At 66.2% G+C, this 14,430-nt stretch carries 27 protein-coding genes; all 27 read right to left on the bottom strand.

All coding sequences use genetic code 11. The features are described from left to right. The 27 genes from ACOOF5_RS07610 to rplC all read right to left on the bottom strand — a co-directional run bounded on the left by ACOOF5_RS07610 (nt 1) and on the right by rplC (nt 14,216). On the bottom strand, nt 1–1,002 hold the full coding sequence (locus ACOOF5_RS07610) for a DNA-directed RNA polymerase subunit alpha (protein ID WP_420437904.1): 1,002 nt from the start codon (nt 1,000–1,002) through the stop codon (nt 1–3). Between the two features lie 34 nt (nt 1,003–1,036). Then, nucleotides 1,037–1,654 (bottom strand): 30S ribosomal protein S4, encoded by a 618-nt coding sequence (gene rpsD / locus ACOOF5_RS07605; RefSeq protein WP_420437903.1) that lies wholly within the window; start codon nt 1,652–1,654, stop codon nt 1,037–1,039. Nucleotide 1,655: 1 nt separating this feature from the next. Next, complete coding sequence (rpsK, locus tag ACOOF5_RS07600; protein WP_420437902.1) at nt 1,656–2,048, bottom strand: 30S ribosomal protein S11; 393 nt, start codon at nt 2,046–2,048, stop codon at nt 1,656–1,658. A 61-nt stretch (nt 2,049–2,109) separates the two neighbouring features. Continuing rightward, nucleotides 2,110–2,487, bottom strand: coding sequence for a 30S ribosomal protein S13 (gene rpsM, locus ACOOF5_RS07595; RefSeq protein WP_420437901.1), 378 nt, complete (start codon nt 2,485–2,487; stop codon nt 2,110–2,112). Between the two features lie 18 nt (nt 2,488–2,505). Next, nucleotides 2,506–2,619 carry a 50S ribosomal protein L36 gene (gene rpmJ / locus ACOOF5_RS07590; protein ID WP_419837562.1) on the bottom strand — a complete coding sequence of 38 codons (114 nt, stop codon included), beginning with the start codon at nt 2,617–2,619 and terminating at the stop codon, nt 2,506–2,508. A 61-nt stretch (nt 2,620–2,680) separates the two neighbouring features. After that, nucleotides 2,681–3,241 (bottom strand): adenylate kinase, encoded by a 561-nt coding sequence (locus tag ACOOF5_RS07585; protein ID WP_420437900.1) that lies wholly within the window; start codon nt 3,239–3,241, stop codon nt 2,681–2,683. Then, nucleotides 3,241–4,569 carry a preprotein translocase subunit SecY gene (secY, locus tag ACOOF5_RS07580; protein ID WP_420437899.1) on the bottom strand — a complete coding sequence of 443 codons (1,329 nt, stop codon included), beginning with the start codon at nt 4,567–4,569 and terminating at the stop codon, nt 3,241–3,243. The genes ACOOF5_RS07585 and secY overlap by 1 nt, the downstream gene beginning before the upstream one ends. Before the next feature lie 9 nt (nt 4,570–4,578). After that, on the bottom strand, nt 4,579–5,070 hold the full coding sequence (rplO, locus tag ACOOF5_RS07575; RefSeq protein WP_420437898.1) for a 50S ribosomal protein L15: 492 nt from the start codon (nt 5,068–5,070) through the stop codon (nt 4,579–4,581). Continuing rightward, entirely contained in the window at nt 5,054–5,281 is a 228-nt protein-coding gene (gene rpmD / locus ACOOF5_RS07570) for a 50S ribosomal protein L30 (protein WP_420437897.1), read from the bottom strand. The genes rplO and rpmD overlap by 17 nt, the downstream gene beginning before the upstream one ends. After that, nucleotides 5,278–5,970, bottom strand: coding sequence for a 30S ribosomal protein S5 (gene rpsE, locus ACOOF5_RS07565; protein WP_420437896.1), 693 nt, complete (start codon nt 5,968–5,970; stop codon nt 5,278–5,280). The genes rpmD and rpsE overlap by 4 nt, the downstream gene beginning before the upstream one ends. Before the next feature lie 10 nt (nt 5,971–5,980). Beyond that, nucleotides 5,981–6,334, bottom strand: a complete 354-nt coding sequence (rplR, locus tag ACOOF5_RS07560) for a 50S ribosomal protein L18 (protein WP_420437895.1) — start codon at nt 6,332–6,334, stop codon at nt 5,981–5,983. After that, complete coding sequence (rplF, locus tag ACOOF5_RS07555) at nt 6,331–6,900, bottom strand: 50S ribosomal protein L6 (protein WP_420437894.1); 570 nt, start codon at nt 6,898–6,900, stop codon at nt 6,331–6,333. Before rplF ends, rplR begins: the two co-directional genes overlap by 4 nt. 9 nt (nt 6,901–6,909) lie before the next feature. After that, nucleotides 6,910–7,311 (bottom strand): 30S ribosomal protein S8, encoded by a 402-nt coding sequence (rpsH, locus tag ACOOF5_RS07550; RefSeq protein ID WP_420437893.1) that lies wholly within the window; start codon nt 7,309–7,311, stop codon nt 6,910–6,912. Between the two features lie 13 nt (nt 7,312–7,324). Then, nucleotides 7,325–7,510 carry a type Z 30S ribosomal protein S14 gene (locus ACOOF5_RS07545; protein ID WP_419554737.1) on the bottom strand — a complete coding sequence of 62 codons (186 nt, stop codon included), beginning with the start codon at nt 7,508–7,510 and terminating at the stop codon, nt 7,325–7,327. 28 nt (nt 7,511–7,538) lie between these two features. Beyond that, nucleotides 7,539–8,138 (bottom strand): 50S ribosomal protein L5, encoded by a 600-nt coding sequence (gene rplE / locus ACOOF5_RS07540; RefSeq protein ID WP_420437892.1) that lies wholly within the window; start codon nt 8,136–8,138, stop codon nt 7,539–7,541. Continuing rightward, nucleotides 8,135–8,473 (bottom strand): 50S ribosomal protein L24, encoded by a 339-nt coding sequence (gene rplX / locus ACOOF5_RS07535; protein ID WP_420437891.1) that lies wholly within the window; start codon nt 8,471–8,473, stop codon nt 8,135–8,137. Before rplX ends, rplE begins: the two co-directional genes overlap by 4 nt. Before the next feature lie 13 nt (nt 8,474–8,486). Beyond that, the gene (gene rplN, locus ACOOF5_RS07530; RefSeq protein ID WP_419837551.1) at nt 8,487–8,855 is read right to left on the bottom strand and encodes a 50S ribosomal protein L14; all 369 of its coding nucleotides are present in this window, start codon (nt 8,853–8,855) and stop codon (nt 8,487–8,489) included. A gap of 4 nt (nt 8,856–8,859) precedes the next feature. Continuing rightward, entirely contained in the window at nt 8,860–9,138 is a 279-nt protein-coding gene (gene rpsQ, locus ACOOF5_RS07525; protein ID WP_419917196.1) for a 30S ribosomal protein S17, read from the bottom strand. After that, the gene (rpmC, locus tag ACOOF5_RS07520; protein ID WP_420437890.1) at nt 9,135–9,434 is read right to left on the bottom strand and encodes a 50S ribosomal protein L29; all 300 of its coding nucleotides are present in this window, start codon (nt 9,432–9,434) and stop codon (nt 9,135–9,137) included. The genes rpsQ and rpmC overlap by 4 nt, the downstream gene beginning before the upstream one ends. After that, nucleotides 9,434–9,850, bottom strand: coding sequence for a 50S ribosomal protein L16 (rplP, locus tag ACOOF5_RS07515; protein WP_323671046.1), 417 nt, complete (start codon nt 9,848–9,850; stop codon nt 9,434–9,436). The genes rpmC and rplP overlap by 1 nt, the downstream gene beginning before the upstream one ends. Then, entirely contained in the window at nt 9,850–10,737 is an 888-nt protein-coding gene (gene rpsC, locus ACOOF5_RS07510; RefSeq protein WP_420437889.1) for a 30S ribosomal protein S3, read from the bottom strand. The genes rplP and rpsC overlap by 1 nt, the downstream gene beginning before the upstream one ends. 2 nt (nt 10,738–10,739) lie before the next feature. Continuing rightward, nucleotides 10,740–11,402 carry a 50S ribosomal protein L22 gene (gene rplV, locus ACOOF5_RS07505; protein ID WP_420437888.1) on the bottom strand — a complete coding sequence of 221 codons (663 nt, stop codon included), beginning with the start codon at nt 11,400–11,402 and terminating at the stop codon, nt 10,740–10,742. Then, on the bottom strand, nt 11,399–11,680 hold the full coding sequence (rpsS, locus tag ACOOF5_RS07500) for a 30S ribosomal protein S19 (protein WP_420437887.1): 282 nt from the start codon (nt 11,678–11,680) through the stop codon (nt 11,399–11,401). The genes rplV and rpsS overlap by 4 nt, the downstream gene beginning before the upstream one ends. A gap of 4 nt (nt 11,681–11,684) precedes the next feature. Then, nucleotides 11,685–12,521 (bottom strand): 50S ribosomal protein L2, encoded by an 837-nt coding sequence (gene rplB, locus ACOOF5_RS07495; protein WP_420437886.1) that lies wholly within the window; start codon nt 12,519–12,521, stop codon nt 11,685–11,687. Nucleotides 12,522–12,548: 27 nt separating this feature from the next. Then, nucleotides 12,549–12,839, bottom strand: a complete 291-nt coding sequence (gene rplW, locus ACOOF5_RS07490) for a 50S ribosomal protein L23 (protein WP_420437885.1) — start codon at nt 12,837–12,839, stop codon at nt 12,549–12,551. Then, the gene (gene rplD / locus ACOOF5_RS07485) at nt 12,836–13,543 is read right to left on the bottom strand and encodes a 50S ribosomal protein L4 (RefSeq protein ID WP_420437884.1); all 708 of its coding nucleotides are present in this window, start codon (nt 13,541–13,543) and stop codon (nt 12,836–12,838) included. Before rplD ends, rplW begins: the two co-directional genes overlap by 4 nt. Nucleotides 13,544–13,553: 10 nt before the next feature. Then, entirely contained in the window at nt 13,554–14,216 is a 663-nt protein-coding gene (rplC, locus tag ACOOF5_RS07480; RefSeq protein ID WP_420437883.1) for a 50S ribosomal protein L3, read from the bottom strand. Nucleotides 14,217–14,430: the final 214 nt, after the last annotated feature.

The following is a 14,430-nucleotide window of genomic DNA, read 5'->3' as shown; positions in this document are numbered from 1 at the left end:
TCAGCTGACCGCCGCTGGGGTGGCCGGCTCGGCCTCGGCCTCGGGCGAGGGGCTCATGCCACGCAATGCCAGACCTCGCTCGTCGAGCTTCTCGATGACCTCGTCCAGCGATTTCTGGCCGAAGTTCGGGACGGTCATCAGTTCGTCGACCGATTGATCGAGCAGCTCGCCGATGGTGTTGAACTGCGCACGCTTGAGGCAGTTGCGAGCACGCTCGGACAGACCCAAGTCTTCGATCGGGCGTTCCAGATCGCTGGTCTGGCCTCCGACAGCCGCTACCTCAGCGATATCGAGACCCAAGCGGTCCTCTGAGAGTTCGGCGATCATGAGCATGAGTCGGCACAGGGTGTCACCTGCCGACGCGAGCGCCTCGCGTGGAGTCATCGCTCCATCGGTCTCGATGTCGAGCACCAGCCGGTCGAAGTCGGTGGACTGCTCGACACGAACCGGTTCGACCTCCACCGCCACACGACGCACGGGGCTGAACAGAGCGTCCATGAGGATCACGCCGATCGTGCTGGCGGTGCGCTCGCTCTCTGGCGCGGTATAGCCCCAGCCGCGCTCGACGGTGAGGTCCATCGCCAACCGGGCGCCCTCAGCGAGCGTCGCGATGTGCAGGTCTGGCGTCAGGCAGTCGACATCGATGCCCCAATCGACGTGGCCCGCCAGTACCGGACCCACGCCTCGCTCATCGAGACGCACCGCCACGGGCTCGTCGCTGTGGCTGCGAAGCACCACATCCTTGAGATTCAGGATGATGTCGGTGACGTCCTCGACGACGCCCTCGATGGTCGTGAACTCATGCAGCGCATCATCGAACCGGACCTGAGTGACTGCGGCGCCGGGAATCGACGACAACAGTGTGCGGCGCAGCGAGTTGCCCAGCGTGTGCCCGAATCCGGGCTCCAGCGGGCCAATCGCGAAGCGCTGGCGATTGCCCTCGGGCTCGCCGAGGATGTCGATCGTCGGTCGGTGCATGACCAAGGTGTCGGAAACTGACACGTTCACCTCTTCGTGGGCGGCGGATGTTGCAGGGTTATTTGCTGTAGAGCTCGACGATGAGTTGCTCGCGCACCGGGATCTCGATCTGGGATCGGATCGGCAGCTCGCGCACGGTGACACGTTGGCTACCGTCGCTCGCTTCCAGCCACGCTGGTGGGGTGCGGTCAAGCACGTCGAGGTTCCAGCGGATCGTGACGATGTCGCGGGCTTTCGTCCGCAACTCGACTACGTCATCAGCACGCGCCCGGTAGCTGGGAATGTTCACCCGCCGACCGTTGACGTCGATGTGACCGTGGTTCACGAATTGGCGAGCCTGCGGACGGGTCGCCGCCCAGCCGGCCCGGTACACGATGTTGTCGAGCCGCAGCTCGAGCAGCCGCAGCAGGTTCTCACCGGTGACGCCGCGCTGGCGGGCGGCCTCTTCGTAGGTATTGCGGAATTGCCGCTCCGTCATCCCGTAGGTGAAGCGGCACTTCTGCTTCTCCTGCAGCTGCATCAAGAACTCGGAGTTCTGGCTGCGGCGTCTTCCCCGCCCGTGCTCACCAGGCGGATACGGACGCCGGTCGAGCGCCTTCGTCTCGCCCTCGGTGCCCCAGATGTTGGTGTTGAGCCGCCGAGAGACGCGCGCCTTGGGACCCGTGTAGCGAGACATCTCAGACCCTCCGGCGCTTCGGCGGACGGCAGCCGTTGTGGGGCACCGGCGTCATGTCGCGGATGCCCTTGATCTCGATGCCGGAGTTCTGGATGGAGCGGATCGCGGTCTCGCGGCCGGAGCCGGGACCCTTCACGTGAACATGCACTCGCCGCACGCCGTGCTCCATGGCGCGCTCAGCCGCTTGCTCAGCGGCCTGTTGTGCAGCGAACGGCGTTGACTTGCGGGAGCCCTTGAAGCCGGCGTTGCCGGCCGACGCCCACGAGACCACGTTGCCGCCCAAGTCTGTGAACGTGATGATCGTGTTGTTGAACGAGCTCTTGATGTGCGCGACGCCGTCGCCGACGTTCTTGCGCTCCTTGCGCCGCCCGCGCCGGGGCTGCTGCTGATTCACTTCCGCCCGCTCCTCGTGTGTCCACTCTCATGCTGCTGACGGGCTCGCGCCGCGTACCTCGTCACTTTCGCACCTTCTTCTTGCCCGCCACCGTCTTGCGCGGACCCTTGCGAGTGCGTGCGTTCGTATGTGTTCGCTGACCCCGCACCGGCAGTCCCCGGCGGTGGCGGACTCCCTGGTAGCAGCCGATCTCGATCTTCCGCTTGACGTCTTGGGCGATGTCACGCCGCAGGTCGCCCTCGACGGTCAAACTCGCATCGATGTGGTTGCGGATCCGAGCCACCTCAGCATCGGTCAGGTCGCGCACGCGGGTTCGCTCGGCGATGTTCAGGTCTTCGCAGATCTGCTGGCTGGCCGAGCGGCCGATGCCATAGATGTAGGTGAGCGCGATCTCCACGCGCTTCTCACGCGGTATGTCGACGCCAGCGATTCGGGCCATCGATTCGGGACTCCTGTCTTAGCCTTGCCGCTGCTTGTGCCGCGGGTTCGGGCAGATCACCCGAATCCGCCCATGACGGCGGATAACGCGGCACTTGTCGCAGATCTTCTTGACGCTCGGACGGACTTTCATCGGGTGACCTGCGCTTTAGGCGAGCGGGCAAGTATAGGGGTCTCGACGGCGGCGACGATGCTCACGGTGCCGCCTCGACGGCGGCGACGATGCGGCCGTGGACCTGTTCGGGTGTGCCGAGGCCGTTCACGGTGACCAGCACGCCCCGGTCGGCGAACAGCTTGCGGAGCGGCGCCGTCTCGGCTTCGTACAACTCCAGCCGACGGGCAATGGCTTCAGGCGTGTCATCGGCCCTGCCCCGTTCCAGCATCCTGCGCGTCACGACCTCGTCAGGCACATCGAGATCGATGGCTCGCTCAATCGTGTGCGGTGCGAGGAACCCAAACAAGCCCTCAGCCTGGGCCTCGGTGCGCGGAAACCCGTCGCACAAGAAGCCCGGCTCGGTGTCGGGCTCGGTGAGCCGCTGGGCCACGATGCCCAGGATCAATTCGTCGCTGACGAGCTCGCCCGCGTCCATCACCTCTTTGACCTGGCGCCCGAGCTCGGTACCGGCGGCCACCGCAGCTCGAAGCACGTCGCCCGTCGAGATGTGCGCCACGCCGTAGCGCTCTACGAGGAGCTCGCACTGGGTGCCCTTGCCAGCACCCTGCTTGCCCAGAATGACCAGTCGCCGCGTCGTCATCAGGCGAGGAATCCTTCGTAGTTGCGCATCAGCAGCTGGCTGTCGACCTGCTTCATGGTCTCCAGCGCCACACCGGAGGCGATCAGGATCGACACGCCGCCGAAGCCGATCGCGGCACCGGCACCGCCGCTGCCGAGCGCATCAAGATCACTCGTCAGCGACAGCAGCACGCTGGGCAGCAGCGCCACGGCTGCGATGAACATTGCGCCGGGCAGCGTGATGCGGTTCAGCACTCTGGCCAAGTACCGCTCGGTCTGGGGACCCGGCCGGATGCCGGGAATGAAGCCGCCCTGCTTGCGGATGTTGTCGGCCTGGCGCACCGGATCGAACGAGATGGCGGTGTAGAAGTATGCGAAACCGACAATCAACCCGCCGAAGAACAGGATGTAGGCGATGTTGTCAGGCTGGGTGAGGTAGTCATCGACTGCGGTCTGCAGCCAGCCCCAGTTTGCGACATTCGATAGCAGCACCGGCAGGAACAGGATCGAGCTGGCGAAGATGACCGGGATCACGCCCGACTGGTTGACCTTCAGCGGGATATAGGTGTTCTGCCCGCCGTACAGCCGGCGCCCTACCTGCCGGCGGGAGAACTGCACCGGGATGCGCCGCTGGCCCTGCTCGATGAAGATGATCGCCACCATCATTCCGGTCGCCACGATGATCGCGGCCGCCAGGTACACCGTGCCCTGCACCGCCAGCAGGCGGGCCCCGTCGAAGGGGATCGTGGACACGACCGAGGCAAAGATCAGCAGCGACATGCCGTTGCCGACGCCGCGCTGGCTGATCAGCTCGCCCATCCACATGAGCAGCGCCGTGCCTGCGGTCAGCGACAGGATCACCAGCGCCACCCGGTTGAAGGTGAAGTCGGGGATGACGATGACACCAGCGGTGTTGCCCAGTGCAGTGCCCTGACCCCGGCCGAAAATGAACGTGATGCCCGTGGCCTGCACGAAAGCAATGCCCAGCGTGAGGTAGCGGGTGTACTGAGTCAGCTTCCTCTGCCCTACCGCGCCCTGCTGCTGGAGCTGCTCGAAGCGCGGGATCGCCACGGTGAGAATCTGGATGATGATCGAGGCCGTGATGTACGGCATGATCCCCAACGCGAAGATCGCGAACCGCGTGAGCGCTCCACCGGAGAACAGGTTCAGCAGCGCTAGCACGCCGCCGCTCGAGCTGGCCTGCTCGCGCAGCGACACCACGGCGTCGAAATCGATGCCCGGCACCGGCACCTGAGAGCCCAGCCGGTACGCCGCAATGATGAACAGCGTGAACAAGATCTTCTGGCGCAGGTCTGCGATCCGGAAGATGTTGCGCATGTGGCCAAGCACGACGAGCCCCTAGCGATTGGTGTGCTGGTTGCCCTGGGCGGGTGGCCGCGGGCCGCCGAAGGTGGGCGACAGGATCTCGATGCTGCCGCCGGCGCTCTCGATGGCGGACCGCGCCGAGCCCGACACCGCGTGGGCTTTCACCGTGACCGACCGGTTGATCTCGCCGCGCCCGAGAATCTTGACCATGGAGCCCTTGGAGACCAAGCCGCGAGCCCGCAGCTCGTCGGGTGTGATCTCGTCGAGGCCGCAATCTTCGAGGGTGTCGAGATTGATGGGCTGGTACTCGACACGGAACGGATTCTTGAAGCCCTTGCGCTTGGGAACGCGCACTTGCAGCGGCAGCTGACCGCCCTCGTACCAGATGGGAACGGTGCCACGAGCGCGCGTTCCCTTGGTGCCGCGGCCTGCAGTCTTGCCGCCCTTGCCGCTGGTGCCGCGCGCTACGCGCTTGCGCTTGCGCTTCGATCCTGGCGGCGGGGCCAGGTCATGCAGTCTCAGCATCGCCGACCTCCTGGGGAGTGACATGTTCGACCGTGATCAGATGACTCACCTTGCGCAGCATGCCGCGGATCTCAGGTCGATCCGGCAGCGTATGGCTGCGGCCGATCTTGCCGAGCCCCAGCGCGCGCAGTGCGCCGCGTGCCTTGGGCTTGGCCCCGATGGCTGACCGCACCTGGGTCACCACGATCTGGGGGGTGCTGGAGGCATTCATGACCCAGCCCCCGCTCGGGAAGCGCTCAGCTTGCGAGTGCGCTCTGTTTCCCGATACGCCTCCAGCAGGCCCGCGGGGATGCACTCCTCAGCTGACAGCCCGCGCAGTTTGGCCACTTCGTCGGGTCGCTTCAGGGCTGCGAGACCCGCGATGGTGGCGCGAGCGACGTTGATGTGATTGGACGAGCCGAGCGACTTGGCCAGCACATCGCTGATGCCGGCCTCCTCGAGGATCGCCCTGGCCGCGCCGCCGGCGATGACCCCGGTGCCGGGCGCCGCCGGTTGCAGCAGCACCTTGCCCGCACCCATGACTCCCAGCACGGGATGGATGATGGTGGAGCCGGCCAGCGGTACATCGAAGAGGCTCTTGCGGGCTTCCTCGGTGCCCTTCTGAATTGCCAGCGGCACTTCCTTGGCCTTGCCGTAGCCCAGGCCGACCCGCCCGGCGCCGTCGCCGATCACCACGAGCGCGGAGAACGAGAATCGGCGCCCGCCCTTGACCACCTTGGCCACGCGGTTAATGTCAATTACCCGCGACTCGCGCAGGCCGTCGTCACCGCTGTTACGGGGGTTGTCGAACTGGCGATCACGCGGGCGGCGGCCGCCGCCGCGCTCGTTGCCGCCGCGCCCTCTCTCGTTGCTGCCGCGCTCCCGTTCGGGACGGGCATCTGAGGTTGGTGCATCTGTCACGAGTCCTCCCTCAGAACTCCAGGCCGCCCTCGCGGGCAGCATCAGCAAGGGCCGCGACGCGGCCGTGGTAACGGTTTCCACCGCGGTCGAAGGTGACCGTGGTCGTGCCCGCCGCACGGGCGCGCTCGGCAATGAGCCGACCGATCTCGCCGGCGGCCGCGATGTTGCCGCCGCCCGTCACCGCAGCCTCGCGCGATGACGCAGCAGCAAGCGTGCGGCCTGTTTCGTCGTCGATGAGCTGTGCGCTGATGTGACGGTTCGACCGGAAGACAGCGAGGCGCGGGCGCTCTGCGGTGCCCGTCACCTTCTTGCGGACGCGGCGACGGCGGCGATCGCGCCGGTTCGCCTTCGTGGAAGCACTCACTTTGCGGCCTTCCCTGCTTTGCGCAGCACGCGCTCGTCGAGGTAGCGAATGCCCTTGCCCTTGTAGGGCTCGGGCTTGCGCAGCGCACGGATGTTGGCCGCGACCTGCCCGACGAGCTGCTTGTCGATGCCCTTGACGATGATCGACGTCTGGCTTGGCACTTCGAAGCTGATGCCATCGGGTGCGGACACCCCCACGGTATGGCTGAACCCCAGCGACAGCTCCAGTGCCGATGGCCCCTTCGCTGCCGCGCGGTATCCCACGCCGACAATCTGCAGTTCCTTGGAGAAGCCGTGCGACACGCCATGGACCATGTTGGAGATCAGCGCCCGGCTCAGCCCGTGCAGCGAACGCTGCGAGCGACTGTCGTCGGCTCGTTCCACGACGGCCTCCCCGTCGCCGAAGCGGACCCGAATGCCCGCAGCCAGCGTGCGCGTGAGCTCGCCACCGGGACCGCTGACGGTCACCACGTCGCCGGACACAGAGCCGGCGACCTCCGCGGCCGGTTCCGCTGTGATCCTCACCCCGTCGGGAATCGAGATGGGCGTCTTGCCCACGCGTGACATCGTCGCCTCCTACCAGACGTAACAGAGGATCTCGCCGCCCATGCGGTTGCGGCGGGCCTCGCGATCGGTCATCAAGCCCCGGCTCGTCGACAGCACGGCAATACCGAGGCCGCCGAGTACGCGGGGAACCTTGTCGGACTTGGTGTACACCCGCAGACCCGGCTTGGAGATGCGCTGCATCCCCGAGATGGTGCGATCCCGGTCGCCGGTGTACTTCAGTTTGATGGTGAGCGTCCGGGCGGGACCGGTGGCATCGTTCACCTGATAGTCGCTCACATAGCCCTCACGCTTGAGGATCGCCGCAAGGCGCTCCTTTTGCTTCGAGGACGGCATGGCCACCTCGTCCTTGAACACCATGTTTGCGTTGCGGATGCGAGTGAGCATGTCCGCTATGGGGTCGGTCATCGACATGCGGGCACCTCCCTCACCAACTGGCCTTGGTCACGCCGGGCACCTCGCCGGCATGGACCATCTTGCGGAGGCACACTCGACACAACCCGAACTTGCGGTACACCGACCGCGGTCGACCGCACACGCGGCAGCGGGTGTAGGCGCGCACCTTGAACTTGGGCGTGCGCTGCTGTTTGTTGACGAGTGCCTTCTTGGCCATCAGTACTCCCTTGTGAAGCAGTCGGGCGCTATGCCGTTGGGGTTTGGCGGAATGGGAAGCCCAGCGCAACCAGAAGGGCACGTCCGCCCTCGTCGTCGGCGGCTGATGTCACGAGCGTGACGTCCATGCCGCGTACCTGGTTGACGCTGTCGTAATCGATCTCTGGAAAGACCAGCTGTTCGGTGATGCCGAACGTGTAGTTGCCGTGTCCGTCGAAGCTGCGTGGCGACAGGCCGCGGAAGTCACGGATGCGGGGAATGGCCAACGACACGAGACGGTCGTAGAACTCCCACATCCGGTCGCGGCGCATCGTGACTCGGGCGCCGATCGCGTTGCCCTCGCGCAGCTTGAATCCCGCGATGGACTGCTTTGCCCGCGTCACTGCCGGGCGCTGACCGCAGATGCGGCTGAGATCCTCAATGGCGCCCTCGAGCAGGGCTCGATTCGTCAGCGCCGCGCCCACACCCATGTTCACGCTGATCTTGGTCAGCGCAGGTACCTGCATGACGTTTGCAAGCCCGAGTTCGTCCTTCAATTGAGCCCTGATGGTGTCGCGGTACAGCACCTTCATCCGGGGTTCGGGCCGCGCTTGGTTGGTGTCCACCGGTTGGGCCTCGGTGACGCTCATGGCAGCTCCTCCCCGGAGACCCGGTGGTAGCGCACCTTGCGACCGCCCTCGAATCGAAAGCCGACTCGACCCGGCTGGCCGGTGCGCGGGCACACCACCGCCACGTTCGACACGTCGACCGGCAGGAGGTAGTCGATGATCTGGCCTTCCTGGTTCTGCTGGGAGGGTCGCTGGTGCTTGTGCCCCACGTTGACGCCTTCGACGGTGAGTCGGCGTCGGGACAGATCCACCGACACCACCTCGCCCTCTTTGCCCTTGTCGGGGCCGGACATCACGCGCACGGTGTCGCCCTTGCGGACTCGCAGCCGTGGGAGTTGGTTCTTTTGGCGTGCCATCACATCACCCCCGTCACAGAACTTCCGGTGCGAGCGACACGATGCGCATGAAGCGCTTGTCGCGGAGCTCGCGGCCGACGGGACCGAAAATGCGGGTGCCGCGCGGCTGGCGATTGTCGTCGACGAGCACCGCAGCGTTCTCATCGAATCGGATGTAGCTGCCGTCAGGGCGCCGGCGCTCCTTGCGCGTGCGCACCACGACGCAGCGCACCACGTCGCCCTTGCGTACGGCTGCGCCGGGGATGGCGTCCTTGACGGTGGCGATGAACACGTCGCCGATCGAGGCGTAGCGCCGACCCGTGCCACCGAGCACGCGGATGCACAGCACCTCGCGTGCACCGGAATTGTCGGCGACCTTGAGCCTGGATTCCTGCTGGATCATGGTGTCACCGCGCCCGTTCGATGATCTCCACCAAGCGCCAGCGCTTGGTCTTCGAGATCGGTCGGGTCTCCATGACGCGCACCCGGTCACCCGGGCGGGTGTCGCCCGCGGGGTCGTGGACGTACAGCTTCTTGGTGCGCTGAACGGTCTTGAAGTAGCGGGGGTGGCGCACGCGCTCGGTCACCGAGACGACCGCTGTGCGGTCCATCTTGGTGGAGGTAACGATCCCCTCACGTACCTTGCGCCGGTTGCGTTCGACGGCCTCGGCAGTCTCGGTGCTCATGACTGATCTCCTGTCGAAGCTGCGCTGTTCGCGGGCGAGCTTTGCGAAGCGCCAGCCGTTACAGCGGCCGAGCCATGCGAGGCGTTGGCTTGCAGTTCGGCGGCGGCAATCTCGCGCTCGCGCAGCACGGTATGAATGCGGGCGATATCCCGCTTGGTCGCAGCCACCTGCGCGGAGTTGTCGAGCTGTCCGGTGGCAAACGCAAAGCGCAGATTGAACAGTTCCTTGCGAGCACTGGCGAGCTCGTCGAACAACTGATCGTCCGACAGGGTTCGAAGCGTCAGGGCCTTCGCCATCAGATGGCCTCCTCTCGGGAGATCACCCGCGCCCGGATGGGCAGCTTCTGGATGGCGCGCTCCATAGCGCCACGAGCCAGCTCGGCGTTGACGCCACCTAGTTCGAACATCACCCGGCCGGGCTTCACCACGGCCACCCACTTTTCCGGATTGCCCTTGCCTGATCCCATGCGGGTCTCCGCTGGCTTGGCAGTAACGGGCTTGTCGGGGAAGATATTGATCCAGACCTTCCCGCCGCGCTTGACATGGCGGGTCATGGCGATGCGGGCAGCCTCAATCTGGCGGGCGGTGATCCAACCAGGTTCCAGCGCCTGGATGCCGTAGTCGCCGAAATGCACGGCGGTGCCACCCTTGGTGCGGCCTTTCATGCGGCCGCGATGCGCCTTGCGGTGCTTCACCTTGCGGGGCATCAGCATCAGTCGTCTCCCGGCCTGAAGTTGGGAGTCTGGGACTGGTCGCGGGTTGCCCGCTCGATCTGCTCTTCCTCTTCGAGCAGGCGCTCGAATTCCGGATCGGCCTCGCGCAGCAGCGGGACCGGTTCCTCGGGCGCTTCCTCTAGATCGCCCCGGCGACCGGCCGAGGAAACAACGCCTCCGGCGGGTGCGCCATCGCCAGACGTCTGGCCCGTGGCCATCGCCGCTTCGCGGTGAATGCGATCGTCGGAAGAGACTTTGTAGGGGAGGATGTCGCCCTTGTAGAGCCACACCTTCACGCCGATGCGGCCCGCTGTCGTACGGGCCTCACGGAAGCCATAGTCGATGTCGGCACGCAGCGTGTGCAGCGGCACGCGGCCTTCGCGGTACCACTCGGTGCGGGCCATCTCCGAACCGCCGAGACGGCCTGAGCACTGCACCCGGATCCCGAGCGCACCCGCCTTCTGGGCGTTCTGGACTGCCCGCTTCATGGCACGCCGGAAGGCAACCCGGCCAGCGAGCTGATCGGCCACGCCCTGGGCGATCAGCGCAGCCTCGAGCTCGGGTTGCTTGATCTCCTGGATGTTCAGCTGGACCTTGGGATTCCCGGAGATCTTCCCGAGCTTTGTGCGCAAACGGTCAGCCTCGCTCCCGCGCCGACCGATCACGATGCCGGGCCGAGCCGTGTGAACGTCAACCCGCAGACGGTCCCGGGTTCGCTCCACCTCGATGCGGCTGATCGCGGCATGCGGCAACTCAGTCCGCAGGAAGTCGCGGATCTTCCAATCCTCGATGAGGTAGTCCTGGTATTCCTTGTCGGCGTACCAACGGGACTTCCAGTCGGTGGTGATTCCCAAGCGGAAACCGTACGGGTTGACCTTCTGACCCATGATCAGTTCCGTTCCTCGGGGTCGGCAGCTTCGGGCTCTTCGGACCCGCCGGCTGCGTCAGTCTCGTCAGCAACTTCGACATCGGCGGCCGCGACCTCGGTGACCTCGGAGTCGTCCACCTCATCGATCACTGCGGGGTCTGCCGCATCGACCGTTTCTTCAGCCGCTGAATCGTCGACATCGGTTTCGTCTCCGGCATCAGTGTCGGCGCGGCTTGCGGCCACGCGAGCTGCACGGGCAGCGGCGGCGGTTTGCGAACCCGAGGCGGCCATGCGGGCCTCGCGCATCTCGAGTTCCTCGGGGCTGAGCTGCGCCACGATCACGGTGATGTGACAGGTCTGCTTGAAGATGCGAGTCGCACGACCGCGTGCTCGCGGGCGCCAGCGCTTGAGCACCGGACCCTCGTCGGCCCAGCATTCAGCTACGTACAGCTCGTCGGCATCGAGCTGCTCGTTGTTGGTGGCATTGGCCACCGCGCTCTCGAGCACCTTGGACACCACCTCGGCAGCGCCGCGCTCGCAGAAGCGAAGGCGGTCCCTGGCGAGGGCCAAGTCCTCGTCACGGACGAGGTTGAGCACCACCCGGGCCTTCGAGGCGGACAGGCGGGCGTAGCGGTGCGTCGCCTTCGCGCCGGCGATGACGTCGAGATCGATCAGCCCGCTCATCGTCGCCGGCCCCCTCGTTCCTGGCCGGCGTGGAACTTGAACGTTCGCGTCGGCGCGAACTCGCCCAGTTTGTGGCCCACCATCGACTCGGTGACGTAGACGGGCAAGTGCTTGCGCCCGTCATGGACGGCAATGGTGTGGCCGATCATCTCGGGGATGATCGTGGAGCGCCGGCTCCACGTCTTGACGACCTTGCGCTCGCCGCTCTCATTGAGTGCGTCCACCTTGGAGAGCAGGTGGTCGTCAACGAAAGGGCCCTTCTTGAGACTGCGCGGCATCGCTCTACCTCCGGGACCCGCGCGTCCGGCGACGGCGGACGATCAGGTCGTTGGACTTGCGGTTCTTCGAGCGCGTACGGCCTTCGGGCTTGCCCCACGGAGACACCGGGTGGCGGCCGCCTGAGGATTTGCCCTCGCCGCCGCCCAAGGGGTGGTCGACAGGGTTCATGGCCACGCCGCGGGTCTGGGGGCGAATGCCCTTGTAACGGTTCCGGCCGGCCTTGCCGATCTTGATGAGGTCGGCCTCGGCATTGCCCACCGAGCCGATCGTTGCGCGGCAGTCGATCGGCACCCGGCGCATCTCGGTCGAGGGCAGGCGCAAGGTGGCGTAAGCGCCCTCCTTGGCCACCAGCTGCACGCTCGAACCAGCCGAGCGAGCCATGCGGCCGCCACCGCCGGGCTTGAGTTCCACGTTGTGCACGGTGGTGCCGACCGGCACGTACCGCAGCGGCATCGCATTGCCGACACGTATTTCTGCCTGGGGGCCGTTGGCCAGCTTGTCGCCGACCTCCAGCCCTGCGGGCGCCAGGATGTAGCGCTTCTCGCCGTCGTGATAGTGGAGCAGCGCTATGCGTGAGTTACGGTTGGGGTCGTACTCGATGGTGGCGACCGTGGCGGGCACGCCGTCCTTGGCGCGCCGGAAGTCGACGACCCGGTATCGCTGCTTGTGACCGCCGCCACGGTGGCGGGAGGTCCTGCGGCCGTCGTTGTTGCGGCCACCGGTGGAGTGCTGCTTGGCAATGAGCGAGCGCTCGGGCTTGCTCGCGGTGATGTCAGCGAAATCCGAGACGGTTTGGAACCGTCGGCCGGGACTGGTCGGTTTGCGTACTCGTATGCCCATGACGCCCTGTATCGCTTCTCTGCCTGCTCAGGAATTGAAGATCTGTATCGAGTCGCCCTCGACGAGGGTGACGATGGCCCGCTTGGTGTCGGGCCGCTTGCCCATGGTGTTGTTGCGCCTGTTGCGGCGGACCTTGCCCTTGCGGTTCAGCGTGTTGACCTTGGCGACCTTGACGTCGAAGATCTCTTCGACCGCTTGACGGATCTCCGGCTTGCTTGCGGAGGGGTGAACGCGGAAGACGTAGACGCCCTCTTCGAGGAAGTCGTACGACTTTTCCGAGATGACGGGGGCGATGAGCACGTCGCGGGGGTCCTTCACTGGTCGTCGCCCTCGCTCTCGGCGCCGCTTGTGGCTGAACCTGTGCTGGTCGGCCCAGAAGCGGTCGGCCCAGAAGTGGTCGGCCCAGTGCTGGTTGGCAACGTGTCGCGGGTAAACACCAGCCAGTCTGAGCGCAGGATGTCGTAGGCATTCAGTTCGGCCGCGCTGACCGAGCGCACCGACGGGAGGTTGCGGAAGCTGCGATCGGCGGTTCGGTGTTCGGGGCTGTCGCCCAAGACGAGCAGAACCTGTCCCTCAAGGGACAGGTTCTCGAGTACAGCGACGGCGTCCTTCGTGCGCGGCTGAGCAAAATTCCACCCGTCGATGACCATGACGCGCTCACTGCGCGCCCGGTCGCTGAGTGCAGACCGAAGCGCCAGCCGCACGGTCTTGCGGTTCACCTTCTGGCGGTAGTCGCGAGGCTTGGGGCCGTGCGCCACACCGCCACCGGCCCATTGCGGCGAGCGGATCGAGCCTTGACGGGCCCGGCCGGTGCCCTTTTGCCGCCACGGCTTGGCACCGCCGCCGCGTACCTCAGAGCGGGTGAGGGTGCTATGGGAGCCGCTGCGACGGGCAGCGAGTTGAGCGGTGACCGCCTGGTGCAACGCCGCCATGTTCGGCTCGATGCCAAAGATGGCCTCGTCGAGCTCTACCGATCCGGCGGTGCCACCGTTGGGGGTGCGGACGTCAAGCGTGAGCGTCATCGCAAGCCCCTCAGACCGTCGCCGGTGCTGCGCCTGCCGGCGCTTTGACTGCGTTGCGAACGATGACCGTGCCGCCCTTGGGTCCAGGGACTGAGCCGCGAACGAGCAGCAGGCCGCGTTCAGCGTCGGCCTCGACGACCGTGAGGTTCAACGTGGTGACCTTCTCGCCACCCATGCGCCCGGCCATGCGGGTGCCCTTGAACACCCGTGAAGGCGTGGCGCAGGCACCAATCGCGCCGGGCGCTCGGTGGACCCGGTGGGCACCGTGGCTGGCGCGCTGGCCTGAGAAGTTGTGCCGCTTCATCGTGCCTGCGAAGCCCTTGCCCTTGGAGGTTGCCGTCACGTCGACGAGCTCTCCAGGACTGAAAAGGTCGGCACCCAATTCGGTGCCGACCGGTATTTCACTCACATCATCGAGCCGCAGCTCTACGAGGCGTACGCCGGGATCGATCCCGGCACGCTCATAGTGGCCGACGGTGGGCTTGTTGAGCTTGCGGGCCTCGCGGTGGCCATAGGTGACCTGGACCGCGGTGTAGCCGTCTTGTTCGGTGGTGCGAACGCGGGTGACCCGACAATCATCGACGCGCAGCACCGTGACCGGGACGACCTGATTGTCGTCATCCCAGAGCTGTGTCATGCCGACCTTGGTGGCGACAAGCGCCTTGTTCAACATGGGCGTCTCTCTCGGGCCTTCACCGGATTGATGGTCGCCCGCAGAGCGGCCGACTCGGTTGCCAGCCGCCCGCAGAGCGGCCGACCATGCGAACGCTCCGCACGGCACTGCCGGCGGAGCGGTTTGGAGGTTGTGCCGACTGGTTCCGCGCACCCGCTGCGTTCTGGCTTTGGGCACCCGGCCTTGCCGGACGTCGGTTCGGCGCGAGTCGTCT

The sequence above is a fragment of the Candidatus Poriferisodalis sp. genome (assembly GCF_965214215.1).
Classification (GTDB): domain Bacteria; phylum Actinomycetota; class Acidimicrobiia; order Acidimicrobiales; family Poriferisodalaceae; genus Poriferisodalis.
Note: the sequence above shows the minus strand (reverse complement) of the source record. Positions and strands in the feature narration are given on the sequence as shown.

Coding starts and splice junctions, on each gene's coding strand:
- rpsD (WP_420437903.1), bottom strand. CDS start 1,654: ATGTCTCGCTACACGGGTCCCAAGGCGCGCGTCTCTCGGCGGCTCAAC.
- rpsM (WP_420437901.1), bottom strand. CDS start 2,487: ATGGCCCGAATCGCTGGCGTCGACATACCGCGTGAGAAGCGCGTGGAG.
- rpmJ (WP_419837562.1), bottom strand. CDS start 2,619: ATGAAAGTCCGTCCGAGCGTCAAGAAGATCTGCGACAAGTGCCGCGTT.
- ACOOF5_RS07585 (WP_420437900.1), bottom strand. CDS start 3,241: ATGACGACGCGGCGACTGGTCATTCTGGGCAAGCAGGGTGCTGGCAAG.
- rplO (WP_420437898.1), bottom strand. CDS start 5,070: ATGCTGAGACTGCATGACCTGGCCCCGCCGCCAGGATCGAAGCGCAAG.
- rpmD (WP_420437897.1), bottom strand. CDS start 5,281: ATGAATGCCTCCAGCACCCCCCAGATCGTGGTGACCCAGGTGCGGTCA.
- rplF (WP_420437894.1), bottom strand. CDS start 6,900: ATGTCACGCGTGGGCAAGACGCCCATCTCGATTCCCGACGGGGTGAGG.
- rpsH (WP_420437893.1), bottom strand. CDS start 7,311: ATGTCGATGACCGACCCCATAGCGGACATGCTCACTCGCATCCGCAAC.
- ACOOF5_RS07545 (WP_419554737.1), bottom strand. CDS start 7,510: ATGGCCAAGAAGGCACTCGTCAACAAACAGCAGCGCACGCCCAAGTTC.
- rplE (WP_420437892.1), bottom strand. CDS start 8,138: ATGAGCGTCACCGAGGCCCAACCGGTGGACACCAACCAAGCGCGGCCC.
- rplX (WP_420437891.1), bottom strand. CDS start 8,473: ATGGCACGCCAAAAGAACCAACTCCCACGGCTGCGAGTCCGCAAGGGC.
- rplN (WP_419837551.1), bottom strand. CDS start 8,855: ATGATCCAGCAGGAATCCAGGCTCAAGGTCGCCGACAATTCCGGTGCA.
- rpsQ (WP_419917196.1), bottom strand. CDS start 9,138: ATGAGCACCGAGACTGCCGAGGCCGTCGAACGCAACCGGCGCAAGGTA.
- rpmC (WP_420437890.1), bottom strand. CDS start 9,434: ATGGCGAAGGCCCTGACGCTTCGAACCCTGTCGGACGATCAGTTGTTC.
- rplP (WP_323671046.1), bottom strand. CDS start 9,850: ATGCTGATGCCCCGCAAGGTGAAGCACCGCAAGGCGCATCGCGGCCGC.
- rpsC (WP_420437889.1), bottom strand. CDS start 10,737: ATGGGTCAGAAGGTCAACCCGTACGGTTTCCGCTTGGGAATCACCACC.
- rplV (WP_420437888.1), bottom strand. CDS start 11,402: ATGAGCGGGCTGATCGATCTCGACGTCATCGCCGGCGCGAAGGCGACG.
- rpsS (WP_420437887.1), bottom strand. CDS start 11,680: ATGCCGCGCAGTCTCAAGAAGGGCCCTTTCGTTGACGACCACCTGCTC.
- rplB (WP_420437886.1), bottom strand. CDS start 12,521: ATGGGCATACGAGTACGCAAACCGACCAGTCCCGGCCGACGGTTCCAA.
- rplD (WP_420437884.1), bottom strand. CDS start 13,543: ATGACGCTCACGCTTGACGTCCGCACCCCCAACGGTGGCACCGCCGGA.
- rplC (WP_420437883.1), bottom strand. CDS start 14,216: ATGTTGAACAAGGCGCTTGTCGCCACCAAGGTCGGCATGACACAGCTC.